This window comes from Promicromonospora kroppenstedtii, from assembly GCF_044389675.1.
Lineage (GTDB): Bacteria > Actinomycetota > Actinomycetes > Actinomycetales > Cellulomonadaceae > Promicromonospora > Promicromonospora kroppenstedtii.
On the sequence record NZ_JBIRYI010000020.1, the window covers coordinates 60601 to 78968 of the forward strand.

General features: G+C 74.3%; 17 protein-coding genes. 5 read left to right on the top strand and 12 right to left on the bottom strand.

Features of this window, described 5'->3' with window-relative positions:
- The first annotated feature begins 18 nt into the window (after window positions 1-18).
- Together cofD and ACH47X_RS24520 are read left to right on the top strand one after the other, a co-directional pair.
- The gene (gene cofD, locus ACH47X_RS24515; protein WP_397407734.1) at window positions 19-939 is read left to right on the top strand and encodes a 2-phospho-L-lactate transferase; all 921 of its coding nucleotides are present in this window, start codon (window positions 19-21) and stop codon (window positions 937-939) included.
- Window positions 936-1685, top strand: coding sequence for a 2-phospho-L-lactate guanylyltransferase (locus ACH47X_RS24520; RefSeq protein WP_397407736.1), 750 nt, complete (start codon window positions 936-938; stop codon window positions 1683-1685). The genes cofD and ACH47X_RS24520 overlap by 4 nt, the downstream gene beginning before the upstream one ends.
- A 1-nt stretch (window position 1686) precedes the next feature.
- Here the strand turns inward: ACH47X_RS24520 and pdxR are convergent, their stop codons facing one another.
- Window positions 1687-3198: a MocR-like pyridoxine biosynthesis transcription factor PdxR gene (gene pdxR, locus ACH47X_RS24525; RefSeq protein ID WP_397407738.1), complete on the bottom strand. Its 1512-nt coding sequence runs from the start codon at window positions 3196-3198 to the stop codon at window positions 1687-1689.
- 93 nt (window positions 3199-3291) lie between these two features.
- On the opposite strand from pdxR, the gene ACH47X_RS24530 reads away from it, so the two are divergent.
- On the top strand, window positions 3292-4275 hold the full coding sequence (locus tag ACH47X_RS24530; RefSeq protein ID WP_397407740.1) for an aldo/keto reductase: 984 nt from the start codon (window positions 3292-3294) through the stop codon (window positions 4273-4275).
- 7 nt (window positions 4276-4282) lie between these two features.
- On the opposite strand, the gene ACH47X_RS24535 is transcribed toward ACH47X_RS24530, so the two are convergent.
- Complete coding sequence (locus ACH47X_RS24535) at window positions 4283-4897, bottom strand: nitroreductase family protein (RefSeq protein ID WP_397407742.1); 615 nt, start codon at window positions 4895-4897, stop codon at window positions 4283-4285.
- A gap of 165 nt (window positions 4898-5062) precedes the next feature.
- On the opposite strand from ACH47X_RS24535, the gene ACH47X_RS24540 reads away from it, so the two are divergent.
- Entirely contained in the window at window positions 5063-5392 is a 330-nt protein-coding gene (locus ACH47X_RS24540) for a cupin domain-containing protein (protein WP_051432755.1), read from the top strand.
- Window positions 5393-5395: 3 nt separating this feature from the next.
- Here the strand turns inward: ACH47X_RS24540 and ACH47X_RS24545 are convergent, their stop codons facing one another.
- The 5 genes from ACH47X_RS24545 to ACH47X_RS24565 form a co-directional block, all read right to left on the bottom strand.
- Window positions 5396-8491 (bottom strand): FAD-binding and (Fe-S)-binding domain-containing protein, encoded by a 3096-nt coding sequence (locus tag ACH47X_RS24545; protein ID WP_397407785.1) that lies wholly within the window; start codon window positions 8489-8491, stop codon window positions 5396-5398.
- 121 nt (window positions 8492-8612) lie between these two features.
- Window positions 8613-9056, bottom strand: coding sequence for an OsmC family peroxiredoxin (locus tag ACH47X_RS24550; RefSeq protein WP_397407744.1), 444 nt, complete (start codon window positions 9054-9056; stop codon window positions 8613-8615).
- A gap of 81 nt (window positions 9057-9137) precedes the next feature.
- Window positions 9138-10004, bottom strand: coding sequence for a hypothetical protein (locus tag ACH47X_RS24555; protein ID WP_397407747.1), 867 nt, complete (start codon window positions 10002-10004; stop codon window positions 9138-9140).
- A gap of 55 nt (window positions 10005-10059) precedes the next feature.
- A complete protein-coding gene (locus ACH47X_RS24560) occupies window positions 10060-10602 on the bottom strand; it encodes an RNA polymerase sigma factor (RefSeq protein WP_121386471.1) in 543 nt (180 codons plus the stop codon).
- Window positions 10603-10702: 100 nt separating this feature from the next.
- A complete protein-coding gene (locus ACH47X_RS24565; protein ID WP_397407749.1) occupies window positions 10703-12322 on the bottom strand; it encodes a glycosyl hydrolase family 18 protein in 1620 nt (539 codons plus the stop codon).
- A gap of 512 nt (window positions 12323-12834) precedes the next feature.
- Between ACH47X_RS24565 and ACH47X_RS24570 the strand changes: the two genes are divergently transcribed.
- Window positions 12835-14916 carry a helix-turn-helix transcriptional regulator gene (locus tag ACH47X_RS24570; RefSeq protein ID WP_397407751.1) on the top strand — a complete coding sequence of 694 codons (2082 nt, stop codon included), beginning with the start codon at window positions 12835-12837 and terminating at the stop codon, window positions 14914-14916.
- A gap of 11 nt (window positions 14917-14927) precedes the next feature.
- Here ACH47X_RS24570 and dtd read toward each other — a convergent pair whose 3' ends face one another.
- From dtd to ACH47X_RS24595, 5 genes are read right to left on the bottom strand one after another with little or no spacing between them, the layout of a single operon-like run.
- Window positions 14928-15353 carry a D-aminoacyl-tRNA deacylase gene (gene dtd / locus ACH47X_RS24575; protein ID WP_036962544.1) on the bottom strand — a complete coding sequence of 142 codons (426 nt, stop codon included), beginning with the start codon at window positions 15351-15353 and terminating at the stop codon, window positions 14928-14930.
- Window positions 15350-16390 carry an asparaginase gene (locus tag ACH47X_RS24580; RefSeq protein WP_397407753.1) on the bottom strand — a complete coding sequence of 347 codons (1041 nt, stop codon included), beginning with the start codon at window positions 16388-16390 and terminating at the stop codon, window positions 15350-15352. The genes dtd and ACH47X_RS24580 overlap by 4 nt, the downstream gene beginning before the upstream one ends.
- Complete coding sequence (locus tag ACH47X_RS24585; RefSeq protein ID WP_036958843.1) at window positions 16384-16710, bottom strand: DUF2516 family protein; 327 nt, start codon at window positions 16708-16710, stop codon at window positions 16384-16386. Before ACH47X_RS24585 ends, ACH47X_RS24580 begins: the two co-directional genes overlap by 7 nt.
- Before the next feature lie 9 nt (window positions 16711-16719).
- Window positions 16720-17931 carry a permease prefix domain 1-containing protein gene (locus ACH47X_RS24590; RefSeq protein ID WP_397407755.1) on the bottom strand — a complete coding sequence of 404 codons (1212 nt, stop codon included), beginning with the start codon at window positions 17929-17931 and terminating at the stop codon, window positions 16720-16722.
- Entirely contained in the window at window positions 17931-18311 is a 381-nt protein-coding gene (locus tag ACH47X_RS24595; RefSeq protein ID WP_245605651.1) for a PadR family transcriptional regulator, read from the bottom strand. The genes ACH47X_RS24590 and ACH47X_RS24595 overlap by 1 nt, the downstream gene beginning before the upstream one ends.
- Window positions 18312-18368 lie beyond the last annotated feature (57 nt).

An 18368-nucleotide genomic window follows, 5' to 3' on the forward strand; every position in this document is an offset into this window, starting at 1 on the left:
CGCACGTAGGCTCGACGCGTGAACGTCACCCTTCTCGCGGGCGGGGTCGGCGGTGCGCGGCTCGCGCACGGCCTCGATCTCGCGCTCGACACCCCCTCCCTCACCGTCGTCGTGAACGTCGGCGACGACACCGAGCTGCACGGCCTGGCCATCTCCCCCGACATCGACACGGTCCTGTACACCCTCGCCGGGCTCAACGACGAGGAGCGGGGCTGGGGCCTGCGCGGCGAGTCGTACGCGACGCTGGCGGCCCTGAAGGAGCTGGGCGAGGACACCTGGTTCACCCTCGGCGACAAGGACCTCGCCACCCACATCGTGCGCACCGCGCGCCTGCGCCGCGGCGAGCCGCTGTCCTCCGTCACGGCCGGGCTGGCCCGTTCGATGGGCGTGCGACCGCAGGTGCTGCCCGCGACCGACGACCGGCTCGCGACCCTCGTGGACACACCGTCCGGGCGCCTCGGCTTCCAGGAGTACTTCGTGGGGCGCCGGCACGCGGACGCCGTCCTCGGCCTGCGCTTCGACGGGGCCGACGCCGCCCGCCCGGCCCCCGGCGTGCTCGACGCGCTGGCCGCCGACCTCGTGGTGCTCGCGCCGTCCAACCCGTTCCTGTCGATCGAGCCGCTGCTCGCCGTTCAGGGCGTCCGTGCGGCGCTGACCGGGGCCCGCGGGCGCCGCGTGGCGGTGAGCCCCATCGTGGGCGGGCAGGCGATCAAGGGGCCCGCCGCCCAGATCCTGGAGTCGCTGGGGCACGAGGTCTCCGCCCTGGGCGTGGCCCGGATCTACGCCGGCCTCGTGGACGTCATGGTGATCGACGAGCGCGACGCGCACCTCGCCGGCCCCGTGGCCGACCTCGGCCTGACGGTGCACGTCACCGACACGATCATGGGCGGCGCGCCAGGCCGCGAGCGCCTGGCCCGCGAGCTGCTGGCGCTGGCGTGACGACGGCGCTGGTGCCGCTGCGTGACGGCGTCTCGGGCAAGTCCCGGCTCGCCGCCGTGCTGGACGCCGGGTCGCGGCGCCGGCTGGTGCGCGTGCTGGCGCGGCACGTGGTGTCGACGCTGCTCGCGGCCGACGGGATCGAGCGGGTGGTCGTGGTGACCGCGGACCCGGTCTTCACCCGGGAGACGTTGGCCGGCCTGGCGGTCGAGGTGCTGGAACAGCCGGCGGACCGGCCGGGACTGAACGGCGCGCTGGAGCACGCCCGGGAGGCGCTGGCGGCGGGCGGCAGTGCGGCGGACGGCGCGGAGGCGGACGGCCTGGCCGCGGACGACAGGACGGCGGACGCCGTCGGGTCCCGGCTCCTGGTCGCGCACGCCGACCTCCCCGCCCTGACCCGTCAGGACGTCGCCGCGCTCCTCGCCGTGGATGCCCCGGTGGTGATCGCGACGGACCGCTACAGAGCGGGCACCAACCTGCTGCTCCTCCCTTTCGAGGCCCGGGTTTCTTCGCTTTCGGCGGCCGCAAAGAGGAGAAACCCGGGCCTCGAAGGGGAGGGGGGCTTCCGGTTCCGGTTCGGCGCCGGGTCCCTCGCCGCGCACCTCGACGAGGCCGCGGCCCACGGGCTGGCCGCGACGGTCGTGGACCGGCCGGGCACCGCCGTCGACCTCGACACCGCCGACGACTGGTCGCAGCTACCGGAGGAGGTCCGTGCCGTGGTGGGCGAACAGGTGCCCGGGCTGTGCTGACCTAGCCTGCCGCCGCCTCGACGGCCGCCCGCAGGCCCCGGACCGCCGCAGGCAGCCGCGCGTCGGCCAGGTTCCCGTAGCCGACCACCAGCACGGTCGACCGGGCCGACGGCGTCGCCTGGTACCGCCTCAGGTCCACCAGCGCGAGGTCGCGGGCCGCCCCCTCGCGGACCACGGCGGCAGCATCGACGACGACGGCGTCGGCCGCGTCAGCGTCCGCCCCGACCCGTACCCCGGCCAGGTCCACGGTCACGTGCATCCCGGCCGCGATGCCACCGATCCGGGCGCCGGGCAGCTCACGCTCCAGGCCGGCCAGCAGCGCGGCGCGACGCCTGGCGTACCGGGTGCGGGCCGCGCGCAGGTGGCGCGCGTAGGCGCCGTCCGCCACGAAGCGGGCGAGCGTGAGCTGGTCCAGCGTCGCCGGGCCCGGCGCGGGCCCGCGCCGCACCGAGACGTCGAGCACCGGGGCGCGCCAGCGCGGCGGGACCACCATCCAGCCGATCCCGAACGCCGGGGCGAGGGTCTTGCTCGTGGAGCCGAGCAGCAGCACCCGGTCGGGGTCGAGGCCCTGCAGCGCGGGCACGGGGCGGCGGTCGTAGCGGAACTCGGCGTCGTAGTCGTCCTCGATGATCAGCCCGTCCACCTCGCGAGCCCAGTCGAGCAGTGCCGCGCGCCGGTCGTCGGGCAGCGCGGCGCCGAGCGGGAACTGGTGGGCCGGCGTGAGCAGCGCGGCCCGCGCCCCGGTGCGGGCGGCCTCGGCGCGCAGCGGCTCGGGCGCGATCCCGTCGTCGTCCACCGGGACGGGCACCGGGACCAGGCCCGCGCCCGTGGCGACGTCGCGGAGCGCGGCCCAGCTCGGGTCCTCGACCAGCAGGTGGGTGTGCCCGGCCGCCGCGAGCGCGGCCGCGATCCGGGACATGCCGTCGGCGGCGCCCCGGGTGAGCACCACGGCGGCGTCGGGCCCGGAGACGACCCGTGAGCGCCGCAGGTGGGTCGCGACGGCGGCGCGTGCGGCCGGGTGCCCGGCGGGCGGCTGCGCGCCGAGGTCCTGGTTGGTCGCTTCCGCGAGCGCGTCGCGGGCGGCGCGCACCCAGGCCTCGCGGGGCACGTGCCGCAGGTCGGGCACACCGGGGGCGAGGTCGTGGGTGGCGCGGCCGGGAGCGTGTTCGAGCCCAGGACCCGGAGCTGCCGGTCGATCCTGTCGGGGCCTGATCTCGACAGGATCGACCGACGACGCCCCCGGAGGAACCGCCGCCACCCGCGTCGCCGAGCCGGTCCGCGCCTCGAGCACCCCCTTGCCCACCAGGTGCCCGTACGCCTCGGTGACCACCCAGCGGGAGATGCCGAGCGTGTCGGCGAGGGTGCGGCTGGGCGGCAGTGCCGTTCCGGGGGTGAGGCGGCCGGAGGCGATGTCGCCGACGATCGCCCGCTCCAGCCGCTGCCGCAGGGGACCGGGGCCGGGGACCGGCGCGAGCAGCACCTCGGCGGCAGAATTGGTCTGGTCCGTGGCCATGGCATTGGACCGTAACACCAGACCGATTCGCTCCTAGCGTGGTGGCTGTCGGGCGGGCGACCGCCGGTATCCCGGACTTCGGAGGAGCTGACCATGCAGTACCGCACGCTGGACAACGGGCACACGTCGTTCGAGGTGTCGACGCTGTGCCTGGGCACCATGTGGATGGGCACGCGGACCGACGAGGAGACGTCGTTCGCGATCCTGGACCGGTTCGTCGAGGCCGGGGGCACGTTCCTCGACACGGCGAACAACTACAACGACTGGGGCGAGGGCTACGGCCGCGACTCGGAGGACGTGCTGGGCCGCTGGCTGGCCGCGCGAGGCAACCGGGACGAGCTGCGGATCGCGACCAAGCTGGGCGCGGCCAAGAAGGACCCCGCCCTGCCGCTGTCGAGCACGCCGCCCACCAACTACCAGGGGCTGGCCGCCTCGACGGTCGACCGGGAGGCCCGCGAGAGCCTGCGCCACCTGGGCGTCGACCACATCGACGTGCTGTACGGGCACGTCGACGACCGGGAGACGCCGCTGGAGGAGACCGTCGGCGCGTTCGGCAAGCTGGTCGACGAGGGGATCGTCGGCATCCCGGGCATCTCGAACGTCGCGCTGTGGCGCGTCGTCGAGGCGCGGGAGACCGCCGCACGCCTCGGGGTGGCGCCGTACGGGGCGGTGCAGCAGTGCCACAGCTACCTCTACCCGCGCCCGCAGCCCATCCGGACCAACTGGGCCTCGCCCGAGCTGCTCGACTACGCCCGGTCCACCGGCACCGACGGCCGGCCGGGGCTCACGGTCCTGGCGTACTCCCCGCTGCACCAGGGCGTGTTCACGCGGGACGACAAGCCCTTCTACGACGGCGCCGGTCACGCGGGTTCCCGCGCCCGGATCGCCGAGCTCCGGGCCGTGGCAGCCGAGCTCGGGGCGACGCCCAACCAGGTGGCCCTGGCGTGGCTGCTGGGCGGCGAGGTGCCGGTGGTCCCCGTGTTCGGGGCGAGCAGCGTGGCGCAGCTCGACGAGGCGCTCGGCGCGGCGGACCTGGTGCTCGACGACGAGGTGCGGGCCCGGCTCGACGCCGCCTGACGCCGGGTCACCACCCGCCGCGGTGCACCACCTCGTCCAGGGGCTTGCGCCGTCGGCGGGTGGGCGAGCCCTTCGCGCCGCCGTCGACCGGGTGCCCGACGGCGACGACCCCGGTGATCTCGTACTCGTCCGGGATGCCGAGCTCGGCCCGCACCGCCGGCACGTGCTCCGGCGGGACGCCGAAGAAGCAGGCGCCCAGCCCCTCGTCGACGGCGGTCTGCAGCATCAGCAGCGACGCCATGCCGACGTCGACGTGCCAGAACGGGACCGGCCAGCGAGCCTCGTCGAGGTCTTCCCAGCCCTTGTCCGGTTCCGCGTAACGCCGCAGGTAGGCGGCCTTGGACGCGAGCGCCAGCACGATCACGGGCGCGGTGCGCATCCCGGCGAGCCAGGCGCTCATGTCACGTTCCGAGCGCTCCGGGCCCTGCGGCGTGGACGCCGCCCAGAACCGGTCCCGGTCCTGGGCGGTCTCCAGCACCACGAACGCCCAGCCCTGGCTGAACCCGGCGCTCGGCGCCCGGACGGCGTTGCGGGTGATCCGGTCGACGGCGTCGGCGGCCACGGGCTCGTCGGTGAACTTTCGGTGCATCCGCCGCGTGCGCACGACGTCCTGGAACTCCATGGCGGCATTCTCCTCCGACGGCGACGGCGAACGTAGACATCGTCGTCCGACGGCGACGAACGTAGGCACAGTCGCACCATGGCCGCTCATGACGCGACGATCCCTACGTTCGGTCACCCACGAATCTGGTTGCTCGGCGGCCCCACGGCAGTCAGCCTGGACACCATGACTCTTCAGGCGATCGAGCAGGCGACGCTGCCGCACGGCAACTTCGAGGGGTACCTCCACGGTTCGGAGGTCTCGGTGATCTTCGAGCGGGTGGCCGAGGACGGCACCGGCCCCCGCCTGCACCGGCACCCCTACTCCGAGACCTTCGTGATCCGTTCCGGCCGGGCGCTGTTCACGGTGGACGGCAAGGAGTTCGAGGCCGTGGGCGGCCAGATCCTCGTGGTCGAGGCGATGGTGCCGCACAAGTTCCGCACCCTCGGCGCCGACCTCTACGAGGCCGTCCACATCCACGCGAACGACCGCTTCGAGACGGAGTGGCTGGAGTAGCCCCTACAGCCGGTCGGCGATGACCTCCAGCAGGGACTTGCCCTCGACGCCCATCAGGTCCAGCGCCTGGGTACGGCAGGAGAAGCCGTCGGCCAGGTAGGTGGTGCCGGGGGCGGCGTCCCGCAGGGCCGGCAGCAGCGCGTTCTCCGCGACCGCCACCGACGTCTCGTAGTGGCCCTTCTGCATGCCGAAGTTGCCCGCCAGGCCGCAGCAGCCCGCGAGCACCTCGATCTGCGCGCCGCCCTGCTCCAGCAGTGCCTGGTCCGCCGCGTACCCCATCACGGAGTGCTGATGGCAGTGCGGCTGCACGACGGCGGAGACGTCGGCCAGCGAGGGCAGCTCCCACTCGTCGGGGGTGTCGTCCGAGGTCAGCAGCTCGGCCGCCGTCCGGGTCATGCGGGCCACGGCCTGCGCACGCGGGTCGTCCGGGAACAGGTCGAGCAGGTCGGAGCGCAGCACCGCGGTGCAGGACGGCTCCAGGCCCATGATCGGGATGCCGTTCACCGCGTACGGGCCCAGCACCTCCAGGAGCTTCAGGAGCCGACGGCGCGCGCCGTCGAGCTGCCCGGTGGAGATCCAGGTCAGGCCGCAGCACGCCTGCTCGTCGGGCACGATGACGTCGAACCCGGCGGAGGTCAGCACCTTCAGCGCCGCCTGCGGCACGGTGGGCGAGAGCGCGTCGCTGAACGAGTCGGTCCACAGCACGACCTTGGGCCTGGTCGCGAGCCGCGCCGCCGTCCGGCCCTCCCGTCCGGGCTCGCCCGTGACCGGCAGCCCGGGAACACCGTGGGTCGCGCCGCCGCGCGCCCACCACTGCCGGAACGGCACCTCGGCGAACTTGGGCATCGACCGACGGGTGTCCATGCCGCCCGCCCGCAGCACGGCCTTGCCGATCCACCTCACGCCGAGCAGCGCGTTGACCAGCTCGGGGACGGCGCCCGCGAGCCGCGCCCAGCGCGGCAGCCAGCCCAGGGCGTAGTGGTCGACGGGGCGCAGCTTGCCCCGGTAGGTGCGGTACAGCACCTCCGACTTGTACTGCGCCATGTCGACACCGGCCGGGCAGTCGCTGGAGCACGCCTTGCACGACAGGCACAGGTCGAGCGACTCGCGGACCTCGGGCGCCGACAGGCCCCCCACGAGGGTGCCGTTCACGGCCTCCTGCAGCACGCGGGCCCGCCCGCGGGTCACGTCCTTCTCGTCCTTGGTGGCCTGGTAGCTCGGGCACATGAACCCGCCGGCGGCCGAGTTGTCGGCCCGGCACTTGCCCACGCCCACGCAGCGGTGCACGGCCGTGGTCAGGTCGTTGTGGTCGTGTGCGAACGAGAAGCCCTCGTACCCGGCCTTGCGCCGGACGCCGTGCCCGGAGCCCTTGCCCGCCAGCGGCAGCTTGGTGCGCACGGGGGCCGCGGCCGGCCGCCGCAGGTCGGCGTCCACGGCCCGCGGCCGCACGACGACGCCCGGGTTGAGCACGTCCTTCGGGTCGAACAGGGCCTTGAACCGCTCCAGCAGCGCGATGGCCTCGGGCGAGTAGATGAGCGGCAGCAGCTCGGACCGGGCCCGGCCGTCGCCGTGCTCGCCGGACAGCGACCCGCCGTACCGGGCCACGAGCTCCGCCGCCTCCGTCATGAAGGTGCGCAGCACCGAGCCCGACGTCTCCAGCGGGATGTCGATGCGCAGGTGCACGCAGCCGTCGCCGAAGTGCCCGTAGGGCAGCCCGTCCACGCCGTACCGGTCCATCAGCTCCTGCAGGTCGCGCAGGTACGGGCCGAGCTTCTCGGGCGGGACCGCCGAGTCCTCCCAGCCGGGCCAGGCCTGCTCCCCCGCGGGCGTGCGCCCGGCCAGGCCTGCGCCATCCGCCCGGATCTGCCACATCTTCGTGGCGTCCGGTCCGGCGGGCAGCACCGTCGAGTCCAGCGCGGACGAGGAGGCGACGATCGCGTCCGCGCGGCCCAGCGCCTCGGCCTGCGACGATCCGCCCACCTCGATCATGAGCCAGCCGGTGACGTGCGGGTCGTCCGCCCCGGGCAGGGGCGGCACCGACGCGGCACCCTTGGCCCGGCGCACGACGTCGACCAGGCGGGCGTCGAGCCCCTCGATCGCGAGCGGCTTGTGGTCCAGGAGCCGGGGGACGTCGTCCGCGGCCGTGGCCATGTCGGGGTAGCCGAGGACGACGAGCGTCGGCGCGCCCGGCACCTCGACCAGGTTGAGCTCCGCCTCCAGGACGGTGACGACGGTGCCCTCCGTGCCCACGAGCGCGCGGGCGAGGTTCGAGCCGTTCTCGGGCAGCAGGTGCTCCAGCGAGTAGCCCGACACCTGCCGGCCGAACCGCCCGAACTCCGTGCGGATCAGCGCGAGGTTGTCCCGGACCAGCTCCTTGAGCCCGGGCACGTCGGCGAACTCCGGGTCGCCGGAGCCCGCGGTGAACCGCCGTCCCGTGCCGTCCACCACGTCGAGAGAGACCACGTTGTCGGCGGTCCGCCCGTAGGCGACGGCATGCGGGCCGCACGCGTTGTTGCCGATCATGCCGCCGAGCGTGGCCCGGTTCTGGGTGCTCGGGTCGGGCCCGAACCGCAGGCCGTGCGGCTTGGCCGCGGCCTGGAGGGTGGACATGACCGTGCCCGGCTGGACGCGGGCGGTGCCCCGCTCCGGGTCGATGGAGAGCACCTGGTTGAGGTGGCGCCCCAGGTCGATCACGACGCCCGGACCCACCGAGTTGCCCGCGACGGACGTGCCGGCGCCGCGCGCCGTGACCGGGATCGACAGCTCGCGCAGCGCCCCGAGCGCGGCGACGACGTCGTCGGTGCTCTCCGGGAAGAGCACGGCCTCGGGGACCACGCGGTAGTTCGACGCGTCCGTGGAGTACTCCGCGCGGCGGCGCGTGCTCGTGTCGACCTCGCAGCCGACCACGGTGCGCAGCGCGTCGGCGACCGCCGTCCGGGCGGCCTCGGCGGCGTGGCTCGCCTCCTGGCGCGCGGTGTCGCGCCGCTGCTCGTTCTCGGCGCGGCGGCGTTCCGCCTCCTCGGCGGCGCGGGCCTCGGCCTGCTCCCGCGCGGTGCGGGCGGCCTCGGCGTCGTCAGCGGTGTGACCCTTGTCGTTCATGCCGTTCAGGGGTCGGGCGTCGTGGGTCTGCGGTGGCACCTCGCGATTCTCGCACCACGAGGCGCCGGATCGCGTCAGGCGTTCACGGGCGCGTGCCGCGCCCGTGAACGCCGGGACGAGGTCAGCCCTCGAAGGTGACGTCCAGCGTGATCTGGCCCACGCCGGTCAGCGCCTTCGAGATCGGGCAGCCGACCTTGGCGGCCTTGGCCGCGGCCTTGAAGCCCTCCTCGTCGATGCCGGAGGCGAACCCGCGCACCGTCAGCGCGCTCTTGCTGATGTACAGGCCGCCGGCCGGGTCCGGCCCGAGGGTCACCACGGCGGTGACCTCGATCTGCTCCGGCGTCGCGCCGGCCTGGCCGAGCTCGTTCGTGAAGGCCATCGTGAAGCACGACGAGTGCGAGGCGGCGAGCAGCTCCTCCGGGCTGGTGACGCCGTTCGCCTCCTCGGCGGCGCGCGCCGGGAACGACACGTCGTACGTCCCCACGCCCGACGACGAGAGCTCGACCTGGCCCGAGCCCTCCTGGAAAGTGCCGTTCCAGGCGGTGCGAGCGGTACGTGCTGGCATTGTGCACTCCTTGAATATCGCGGTGCGACCTCGGACGAGGCCCTGCGTGCCCGACCCTACGACGCCCGCCCGGCGGTCGCGTCACGGCGTGAAGTCGAGCGCCTCCTCGTCCACGGCCAGCACGGTCCAGCTGCTGCCCGCGGCGTCCGCGAGCTCGTATGCCGGCACGACCAGCACCGCGCCGTCCGGCAGGGTGTAGCGCACCTCGGTCAGCTCGGCCGACACGATCGTCACGTCCTCCACGGGCCAGGCGATCGGGCCGCCGGGCGCGGGTGACGGCGCGGCGTCCTCGTCCGGCGCGGACTGCCGGGCGCTCGGCGCCGGGCCCGCGAACCGGGGGTCGCCCAGGCGCTCCACGGCGTCCTCCTCGCTGACCACCGGGTACTCGCCCAGGTTCTCGCCCGCGGCGGTGCGCACCCCGGCCGTCCCCGGCGTGTCCGTCAGACCGACGCCCGCGTGGAACACGAGACGCGTCGCGGAGCCCAGGTCGCCCCCCGCGGTGAGCGGCTCGACGCCCTCGGCCGCGGCCCCGGACTCGTCCGGCGCCCCCATGACCGACGGCCCGTCCTCGCGAGCCTCCGGGGCCGCCCCGGTCTCGGCCCCGCTGTCCATCGCGGCGGGCAGCGCCCCCGATCCGGACTCCCCGAGGAGGTAGCCGCCACCCCCCACCGCGACGACGCCGGCCACGGCGGCCGCCACGAGCCACGGAGTCCGACTGCGGTGCCGCCGCACCGCGAGCTCGTCCACCGACGGCGCGCCGGGCGGCGGGGCCGCGACGGACTCCGAGGCCGCCGGCCCCGGCAGCGGCAGCCGTCCGCCCGACCCGGCGATCAGCGCGTCGACCTTGGCCCGGAGCACGTCGTCGGCCGGGCCGGGCGCGCGCCGGGCCGGGTCCGCCGCCGTCAGACGCTCGAACGCCTGGTCCTCCGGTCGCTGGTGCTCGTTCATCGCTGTCCCTCCGTGCCGTGCCCGGCTGCGCGCCGCGCACACCCTCCATATGTGCTCATGCGTCCACCGCTTGCTCGTGGGCGTCCCACGCCTCGCGCAGCCGGGCCCGGGCCCGGGACAGCGCCGCGTCGGCGCCGCCGCGGGAGACGCCGAGCACCTGGGCCAGGTCGTCGCCCGACAGCCCGTCCCAGGCGACGAGCAGGAGGATGCGCCGGTCGCGCGGGGACAGCAGGGACAGGACCTGCCGCACGGCGTCGTCGTCCACCGCGAGCGTCGCGGGGTCCACGTCGTCGGGCTCGTCCGGGACGACGGCGACGGGCAGCGCCCGCATCTTGCGCCGGTGGTTCGCCAGCACGTAGCCGGCGGTGCGGTAGAGCCAGGGCAGCTCGGCGGCGTCCGGCACGTCGTCACGCCGGCGCCACGCGGTGGCGAGCACCTCGGCGGCGAGATCCTCGGCGTCGGAGGCGCGGCCGCCGTCGGGCAGCCGTCGCACGAAGTAGGAGTAGAGGGCGCGCGAGTGCGCGTCGAAGAGCGCGCCGAACCAGGCCTCGTCATGCTGCGGCGGTTCGTCGTGCGGGGCGCCGGGGCTGTCGTCCACGCCCTCACTCTGTCGCGGATGCCGGCTTCCTTGCACCCAGGGCACAAACAGAACGCCGGCGAGGGAGAACCCTCGCCGGCGTTCTATCTCGCGGGGACGATCAGCAGGCGCCCAGGTCCTGCCACACGCCCCACTCGCCGGTGGTGCCGGGCGTCTCGCCCTGCGTCCACCACTTGGCGCGCCACTCGTGGCCGCCGTGCGACACGGTGTTGCCGCCCACGTAGGTCGACGACGCGCTCCACGCGGCCGAGGCGCAGGCCTCCTCCGGCGGGTCGGTCGGATCGGTGGGCGGGTCCGTCGGGTCCGTCGGCGGGTCCGTCGGGTCGGTCGGGTCGCCGCCCTCGACGGGGCCCGGGTTCCCGGAGCCGAGCACGTTCCACAGCGCGCCGGTCAGCGCGCCCGACCGGTCGCCGGACAGGTCCCACCACATGGCGCCGCCGAGGCCCTCGGACCGGATGTACTGCGCCTTCCTCGCGACGGACTGGTCGTTGTCGTACGACCACCAGGTGTTGCCGTCGTGCCGCCAGGCGGCCCCGAGGTCGGCGTCGTAGTAGCCGGTGCCGACGTTCTTGATCACGTCGTAGTCGTTGATCCCGGCCTCCCACTGGCCGGGGGCGGCACCGGTCGCGGTGCCCCACGCGTCGGACGACGACGCGCCGGTCCACCCGCGCCCGTACATCGCGAGGCCGAGGCCGAGCTGCGCCGGGGCGATCCCGGCGTCGGTGTACGACTTCACCGCGAGGTCCGCGCTGAACTGCCGGGCCTCCTCCCGCGGGTCGGCCGGGTCGTGGTACAGGTTGCCCTGGTGGCCGGTCAGCGCCGGGTCCCAGGCACCGTGCAGGTCGTAGCCCTGGACGTTGCCGAAGTCGAGGGACTCGAAGATCTCGGGGTCGTTCCAGCCGCCGTCCTCGATGTCGGCCGGGTTGGCCGGCAGGAACGCGGACAGCTCGTAGTCCTTGCCCGTCTGGGCGCCGACGGCGTCGAGCTGCTCTCGGAACTCGGCGAGCAGGAGCTTGAAGTTGCGGGCGTCGTTGACCTCGTCGACGTGGTTGCCCACGTTGCCGTTCTGCGAGCCGGGCCACTCCCAGTCGATGTCGAACCCGTCGAAGACGCCGGCGGCGGCACCGGCGCCGCCGCGGCCGTCGATCACCGGCAGGTTGCCCTTGATGAACATGTCCACGCAGCTGGAGACGAACTTCTCGCGCGAGGCGTCGGTCGCGGCGGCCAGCGAGAAGTTCTTGGACCAGGTCCACCCGCCGATCGACATCATGACCTTGAGGTCGGGGTGCTTGGCCTTGAGCTGCTTGAGCTGGTTGAACGAGCCGGCCAGGGGCTGGTCCCAGGTGTCGGCCGCGCCGGAGACCGAGTTGGCCGCGGTGTAGCCCATGCCGTAGTCGGCCCAGGCGTCGCCTGCGCCGTCGGAGCCGTTCGGACCTTCGCCCTGCGCCTTGTTGGCCTCGAAGCACTCGAGGTTCTGGTGGTGGATGTTGGCGAACGCGTAGTTGATGTGCGTCAGCTCGTCGGCCACGCCGGACGTGTCGATCTGCTTGACCGGGTAGCCGCGGCCGTACACGCCCCACTGCGTGAAGTAGCCGACGCTGCGGAAGCCGTTGATGGCGGAGCTGCTCGCCCCGGCGGCGGGCTCGGCCTCGGCGGCGTTCGCCTCGCGCATGCTCGCGCCCGCCACGACGGCGGAGGCCGCCACCGCGAGCGCGGCCACCCCCGCGAGTATCCGTCGGGTGGTCTTACTGGCGCCTGATAGCGGTTCGTACGTCGAGTCCATCGTCTTCCCTCTCTGGTCCGGGCACTGCTCCGGTAACGGTGGTCGCGCTGGTCATGCTCCGTTAAAAGTAAGGAAACCTGCGTTAACGGGAAATAAGGGGATTCCACACGGTGGGACTACGTAGTGGTAAGGGGCGAACCGCACGCGGTTGTTACGGTGTAAAACCTTCGCCACCGAAACAACGTCGTGCGGTATCACGTACTCCACCCACCCGGGGCGGGGCAGGATGCCAGCCCCGGGGCCGGAGCGCACCAAAAGTCGCACGCTCAGGTTGATGCGGGTGAAACGTGTGGAGGTCATACTTGCGAGCACCGTGAACGAATCCGGGAGGCTCGACGATGACCGCGCTGCCGCAGCAAGTCGTTTTTCCGCTCCCCCTCGGTGACCGCACCGTGGCCCCTCACGTCGCGTGCGAGCTCGCGCGTGTGGTGGGTGACGAACCTGGATGTGTGGACCAGACAGCACGGATGCTCGACGAGGAGCATCTGGTCGGGACGGCGCTGATGCCGGACCCGCTGCCTGCCGCACGTGCGGTCCGCGAGGCCGTAGGCCCGCTCGGCCTCGACGACGAGGCACGCCGTGTGCTGCTCGTCGCCGCAGTCGCCGTGGTGGACCGCACCGAGCTGTTGCTCGCCGCATCGGGCACAGACATCGACACCCTCATGGCCGGCCCCGCCGGCCGCCACCTCCATCTCGTGGGCGGCCGGTTCCGCTTCCACCATCCGCGCGTGCGCTCCGTGGTGCACGACGACGCCGACCTCGCCTCACGCACCGCCGCCCACGTCGCGCTGGCCGAGGTGCACCGCAAGGCCGACGAGCCGCTCATCGCGATGTGGCACACGGCGCTGAGCACGCTCGCGGGCGACCCCCTGCTGGCGGACGGCCTGGTCGAGCTCGCCGAGCAGCACCTCGCGCGCGGCGACGTGCACCGGGCACACGAGGTGGCGCGCGAGGCCGCGAGCCACGGCACCGACCGGGTACGGGCGCGCGCCTTCGCGGTGGCCGGCCGGGCCGCGCTGTGGGCGGGGCACGTGCACGACGCCGTCGTGTACCTCCGGCGCGCGACCAGTCCCGCCGACAGCTGCTCGTCCGCGGTCGGCGCACCCGATGCCACGCGTTCGCTCGGCGTGGCGCTGGCGCTGCTGGACGGGCGGCCCGACGCCGTCGTCCCGGAGGATGCCGCCGGGCCCGACCGCGCGGCGATCGCCGCCGCCCGCAAGACGATCCGCCTGCTCGACGGCGCGCCCGGCGAGGCCGCCGCGATCCTGTCCGAGGTGGCCGAGCTGGCCCCCGCTCGCCCGCCGGGCTGGTGGTTCGACGGGCCGGACGAGGCCCTGACGCCGCTCGCGGAGGCGCACCTCCGGGTGGCGCAGGCGTACCTGGCGCTGCGCCTGGGCAACATCACCGGGGCCGCCTCGGTGCTCGACGACGCCGTGGAGCGCCTCCCTGTGGCCCTCGCCTTCGGCGGGCTCGGGATCGCGCTCGCCAGGCGCCTCGACCTGGTCCGGGACGGGCACCTGCGCCGTCCGACGGCCGCGCTCGAGGCGTCGGTGCCCGGCCAGGTCGCGCCGGTCGTGCGGGCGGCCACGCTCGGCGACCGGGCCCAGACCGCCGTCTTCGACGGCCGCTGGGTGGAGGCCGCTACCCTGCTCGGGCTGGCCGCCGAGCGCGGCGGGGACGAGCTGCGCCGGCTCTGGCTGCCCACTCCCGACCCGGTGGAGCTGCTGGTGCTCGCCGGACAGGACCGCGCCGCGCGCCGCTCCCACGAACGCCTGCGGCTGCGCGTGCTGCCGTCCGTCGGCACGGACGCGGCCGGGGCATTTCCGGCCGGGGCCGGCCACGCCGGGCCGGGGCACGCGGTCTCGGGCACGAACGGCGCCGGGCTCGCGGGGTCCGGCGTGTCGAGCGCGGGCTTCGCAGGCGGCCCGATGCGCCGACGTCGCCTCGACCTGGCCCGCGCCGAGCTCGCGCTCGCCGACGCGTCGGGCGTGAACCGGGCGCGCGAGCGGGCCGTCGAGGCGTCGCTCCGCGTGGGCTCCACGTTCGAGCGCGGCCTCACGGAGCTGGTGGCCGCGCGCTCCTTCGCCCGACTCGGCCTGCCCGGGGACGCCGCCGCACACCTGCTCGGCGCGCACGAGCTGTTCGAGGAGTCGGGTGCCAAGGCCTGGGAGCACATCGCCGACCAGGCGCTCACCACGCCCGGGTTCGTGCGGGAGGCGCCGCCCCGCCAGGCGAGCCCTCCCCCACCGTCTACCGTGACGTCCGCCCCGGTCCCCACGCGGCCGCGGGACGAACCGGCGGGCGCCCCGGTGGTCGACGTCGGCGAGGAGCTGTGCGGGCAGTGGACCGACCTGCTCACGGAGCGCGAGCTGGACGTCGCGCGGCTCGTCGTGCAGGGCCGGACCAACCGGCAGGTCGCGGCCGGCCTCTACGTGTCGGTGCGGACCGTGGAGGTGCACCTGGGGCGGGTCTTCCGCAAGCTCGGGGTGCGGTCCCGCACGGAGCTGGCGGTGCTGGCGCTGCGGGGGTAGGCCCCGCGGCGTCAGGCCTCCAGCAGGATGGTCACCGGCCCGTCGTTGACCAGCTCCACCTGCATGTCGGCGCCGAACCGGCCCGTCTCGACCGTCAGGCCGCGCTCGCGCAGCGCGGACACGACGGCGTCCACGAGCGGCTCGGCGACCGGCCCCGGCGCCGCCTGGTTCCACGTGGGGCGGCGCCCCTTGCGGGCGTCGCCGTAGAGCGTGAACTGGCTGACGACGAGCACGGGTGCGCCGACGTCGGCCACCGACTGCTCGTCGTGCAGGATCCGCAGGTCCGCGATCTTGCGGGCAATGGTCTCGACCTGAGCCGGACCGTCGTCGTGCGTGACGCCGACCAGCGCCAGGACGCCGGGCTTGTCGATGGCGCCCACGACCTCGCCGTCCACCGTCACCGAGGCCCGGGTGACGCGCTGGAGCACCGCCTTCATCGACGGCCCTCGGCGTAGGCGTCCGCGAAGACGGCACGGACCTCGCCGACCGGACGGCCGCCGCCGAGCACTGGCACGCGGCCCAGCCCGTCGAGCCCGCCCGGGTACACGCCCGGCAGGCCCGCCGCACCCGCGGCGCGCAGCGCGGCGGCGAGGATGGCGGGGCGCGCGCGAGCGGAGCCGTCGAGCACCTTGAACGCGAGCGCGGAGCCGTCGGGCAGGCCGGCCGCGTAGACGCCCTCGGCACCGTCCTTGGCGACCAGGCCCGGCACCGCCTGCATGGCGAGCGTGACGTCGCGGCCCGTGCCACCCACCATCTCGGGGTGCGCGGAGATCGCGCGGGCGGCGCGCGCCTCGTGCGAGCGCACGTCCTCCGTCGGCGCGGCGCCCAGCGTCGAGAACGCGCGGGCCAGGCCCAGCAGCGTCGTGGAGAACAGGGGCGCACCGCAGCCGTCGACGGTGGTGTGCATGACGAGCTCGGTGTCGCCGGTCAGCTCCAGGATGGTGCCGCGGACCGCCCGCTGCAGCGGGTGCTCGGGCGACAGGTAGGTCTCGATGTCCCAGCCCTGCGTGAGACACGTGGCGAGCATCGCCGCGTGCTTGCCCGAGCAGTTCTGCGCGAGCGGCGCCGGGCCCGGACCGCCGTCGTGCGGGGCGATGTGCCAGTCCAGCGCGGCAGGCGGGTAGAGCGGCAGATCAGGGGTGTTCCGCAGCGCGCCGGAGCCGAGGCCCACGGAGCCCAGGATCTGCAGCACACCCTCCAGGTGGAACTGCTCGCCGTTGTGGCTGGCCGAGGCCAGTGCGAGCAGGCGGTCGGGCAGCTCCAGGCCCGCGCGCAGCATCGCGAGGAGCTGCAGCGGCTTGAGCGACGACCGCGGCCAGATCGGCGCGGTGGGGTTGCCCACCTGGACCACGGGCCGGCCGGACGGGTCGAGCACCACGAGGTGGCCCAGGTGCACCGACTCCACGAGGTCGCCGCGGATCACCTCGGCCAGGGGGCCGGCATCGGGACCGGCGTCCATCGGCGCGTTCACCATCCGCCCTGCGGTCCGCGCGGCTTGTTGCCGGTGCCGTACGGCTGGAGGCGGGGGCGCACGTCGGCCCAGTACACGATGGCCGGGACCACCGCGATCACGTTGAGGAACGAGCTCGCCGTGATGAAGCTCGGCGGCAGCCCGAGCAGGCCGAAGACCGCCGCGACGCCGAGGATCGCGAGCCAGATCGGCTTCGAGAGCTTGCCCTCGGACGTGTAGGCGTGGGCGGGACGCCGGATCGCGTCGACCAGGGCGATGACCTGGACCGCGAAGACGATGACGCCCAGCACGATGAAGACGAACGTTTGGAGAGCTCCGAACACAGCACGAGCCTACGGCAAGCCGGGGCGCGAATCGCCTGGTCCGGACGCCCGCGACCCGGCCCGCTCCCGGGCCCGTTCGAGGACCCACGGCTTGCGCCGGTTGGTCTGGCTCGCGAGCAGGTACGCGAGCCAGGCGCCGCCGACGAGGAGCACGGGCAACATCATCATGGCGTAGAACGGGTTCATGGAGCTCGTGTAACCCGTCGTCCCGACGAACACGGACAGCGCGACCAGCGCCGAGGCGAAGCCGTAGGCGATCGCCCGCTGCCGCGGCATCCCGTACCTGGTCCTCGTCTCACGGACGAGCGTCGCCCCGACGATCCAGCCGATCGCAGGCCCGGCCAGGAGCGCACCGACGAGCAGCGGGACCATGCCGTAGATGTTGCCCGCCAGGGCGATCAGCACCCCCACGAACGGCGAGAGCACCACCGCGGACGCGATGACTACCCCGGTGACGTACCTGCGGGACGGCCGGTACCCGCCGTCCGAGCGGGCCTGTTCGAGGACCCACGGCTTGCGCCGGTTGGTCTGGCTCGCGAGCAGGTACGCGAGCCAGGCGCCGCCGGCGACGAGCAGCGGCACGGCCGTCTGGACCGTCACGCGAGCCCGCTCGAACAGCACGCCCGCCTCGATCCCGCCCACCATACCGAGCACGAGGAGCGCCGAGGCGATCCCGTAGGCCACCGCCCGGCGGAGGGGCATGCCGTACCGCGTCGCGGTCTCCCGCACGAGCACCGCGCCGACGATCCAGCCGACGACGGGACCGATCAGGAGCGGGCCGACGAGCTGGAACGGGAGCGCGGGTCCCAGATGGTCGAGCCGGTGGCTCCCGAACGCGTCGACCACGAACCCGCCGATCATCACGAGCGGAGCAAGCGCCAGCAGCACCACCCCGATCGCCACCACCAACCCGGCGACGTCGCGGCGCCGAGGCAGTACGGGGGGCCGCCCCGCGGCCGCGGCCGCCGCGCTCGCCACGCCCGGGCTCGGCGCGGCGGGTACCTCGGCGGCGACGTCGGCCCCGTCGACCAGCGCGCGCACGTCCCCGAGCTCGTCCACCGCTCGCCGTGCCGCGGCGTCGCCGTCCACGCCGCTCGCCGTCAGCTCGGCCACACGGTCCAGGAGGTTCGCGCGGATCTCCTCCTTGAGGTCCTGCACGTCGTCGGTCGCCGGGAGGCCCGCGAAGGCCTCGTCCAGCAGGCGGTGCACCGAGGTGTTCATCAGCGGGAGCCCTTCAGGTCGAGGAGGGAGTCGATCGTGCGCCGGGTGGCGACCCACGCGTCCACGTTGCGCCGGTAGACGGCGCGGCCCGCGTCGGTGATGCGGTAGTACTTGCGGCGTCCGCCCTGGGACTCGTCGCCCCAGTACGCCTCGACCAGGCCGTCCTTCACGAGCCGCCGGTAGGCCGCGTAGAGCGTGGCCTCCTTGATCTCGTGGTCGCCGCCGGTCGCGTCGCGGATCTCCTTGTAGATCTCGAAGCCGTAGCGGTCCCGGGAGCGCAGCACGCCGAGCACGATCGTGTCGGTGTGGCCGCGCAGGAGGTCGGCGGCGAAGGCATCGGTCCCGCCCTCCGGCGTCGGACCGCTCGATTTCTGGATCACGCCAATTACTGTATCTGATCAAGTACCTGACCACAACGAATTCTGCACAGGCTGTGG